We start from the raw sequence: 1,068 nt of genomic DNA on the forward strand, positions 1-1,068 counted from the left end.
ACCTGCCCCCGACCGCCCACCCCTCGCGGTGCCGACCGCGGCGTCCGGGTGGGCGCCGGCTGCCCGATCAGTCGGCGGCCCCGGCCGACGCCGCTGACCGGGGCGAAGGGGTTCTCGGGATGCCGGATCGCCGCATGGCCGCGGAAGGTCTTTCGCCCGAGCCGGTCCCGCCCCCCGCCCGGGCCCGGGGTCCGTGAAGCCCGCCTACGCGCCCGGCGCGGCCTCGACGCAGGTGGGGTGCCCCCAGCCGTCGGGGTTCTTGGAGATGTTCTCGCCCTTCGCGTACGGCCTGCCGCAGCGGCACCGGCCGGGGAACCTCGCCTTGATCGAACCACCCGGGCGGCCCGAACCGGCGGGCCGCCCACCGCGACTCGCGGCGCCGGCCCCGCGGGTGCGCCGGGCGGCCGGGGCGCCGGCCTCCGGGGGCGGCAGCTCGGAGCCGAGGGAGCTGCCGGCCGGCTGCTGGGTGCGGGCGGTATGGCTGGCGGCACGGTCCGCGGCATCGTTCAACCGGTCGCCGTCGACCTGGTGCGCGGGGACGTAGACGAAGCGCACCGTCCGCCCGCCGAGCAGCTCGTCGATGCGCACCACCAGATCGCGGTTGGCCACCGGGGTCCCCGCCGCGGTCTTCCAACCCTTCTTGCGCCAGCCCGGCAGCCAGGTGGTGACCGCCTTCATCGCGTACTGGGAGTCCATCCGCACCTCCATCGGCACGGTCGGGTCGGTCGCCTCCAACAGCTCGCGCAGAGCGGTGAGTTCGGCCACGTTGTTGGTCGCCGTGCCCAGCGGGCCGGCCTCCCAGCGGCCCACGCTGCCGTCCGGTTCCGCGACGACCCAGGCCCAGGCCGCGGGCCCGGGGTTCCCCTTCGAAGCGCCGTCGCAGGCGGCGATGATCTGTTCAGCCATCCCTCGATACTGCCAGGCCCGCCGGCCGGCCAGGAAAGCGGGCGCGATGGGGAGCCCCCCGGAGGGAGTCCGGGGGGCCTTCGTTCGAGGGTGGTGGGCGCGGAGCGCAGCGATTCGTTTGAGGGTGGTGGTGGGAGACGGGCGGGAAGGGGGCTGTCTCTT

The 1,068-nt window shown here is 75.8% G+C and carries 1 protein-coding gene; it reads right to left on the minus strand.

Features of this window, described 5'->3' with window-relative positions; translation table 11 throughout:
* Window positions 1-204: 204 nt before the first annotated feature.
* A complete protein-coding gene (locus E4099_RS32285) occupies window positions 205-906 on the minus strand; it encodes a ribonuclease H family protein (RefSeq protein ID WP_135342628.1) in 702 nt (233 codons plus the stop codon).
* Window positions 907-1,068: the final 162 nt, after the last annotated feature.

The sequence above is a fragment of the Streptomyces palmae genome, assembly GCF_004684805.1.
Classification (GTDB): Bacteria; Actinomycetota; Actinomycetes; order Streptomycetales; family Streptomycetaceae; genus Streptomyces; species Streptomyces palmae.

Bases quoted from the DNA above. Each gene is read 5' to 3' on its own strand.
- E4099_RS32285 (WP_135342628.1), bottom strand. From the start codon at position 906: ATGGCTGAACAGATCATCGCCGCCTGCGACGGCGCTTCGAAGGGGAAC.